Here is a 701-nt window from a genome sequence, read left to right as displayed (position 1 = left end):
GCGTTCTTCACCGATTGCCCGCCCCCGGATCATGTCGCCGAAATGATCACGACGGCTGGTGTGGTGCTTCACGCGCCGGAGCCGGATGCGGATTTTCCAACCTTCTTCATTTCTGAGGAAGACTGACCGGTTTACGGATCAGTTTTGCGCCTGTCAGCGGCTGCTTTCAGGCTATTGCAGACAGCCTGTAGTCCCGGTGTCAGAGTTTTATCGCGACGCATGATGAGGGCAAGTTCGCGCACGAGTGGCGGTGACAACGGACGTGTCTTGATGGGAAACTGGGTTCGATCTGGTCTTGCGCCCATTTCGGGCAGGATCGTCGCACCGATGCCTGCCCCGACGAGTTCCCTGATCGCCTCCACACTGCCGAGTTCCATGACCGAACGACCATTAACCCCGGATTTGCGCAACCAATCATCGACCAATGTGCGCGTCAATCCGCCGCGTTCATAAAGCACCAGTGGCATCGCTTCCAGATCGACAGGGCGAATAACATCCCCGACATCGGCATCCGCGTGAAAGATTGCGACAAACGGATCGGTCATGATCGGCGTTACCGAAAGGCTCCGCCCACTGCATGGCATGGTCACAAGGCCGATATCGAGCTTGTTGTCCTCAATCGCACGAACGATGTCGCCAGCATTGCCAGTACGAACCATGATTTCGAGTTTTGGGAAGCTGCGTTGAAGCTTTTCCAGAAT

At 56.2% G+C, this 701-nt stretch carries 1 protein-coding gene; it reads right to left on the bottom strand.

What is annotated here, in order from left to right; all coding sequences use genetic code 11:
* Positions 1-131 precede the first annotated feature (131 nt).
* Complete coding sequence (locus B3Z49_RS14880; protein ID WP_414716261.1) at positions 132-698, bottom strand: LysR family transcriptional regulator substrate-binding protein; 567 nt, start codon at positions 696-698, stop codon at positions 132-134.
* Between the last annotated feature and the right edge of the window lie 3 nt (positions 699-701).

This window comes from Thalassospira sp. UBA1131 (assembly GCF_002311515.1).
Classification (GTDB): Bacteria; Pseudomonadota; Alphaproteobacteria; order Rhodospirillales; family Thalassospiraceae; genus Thalassospira.
Note: the sequence above shows the minus strand (reverse complement) of the source record. Positions and strands in the feature narration are given on the sequence as shown.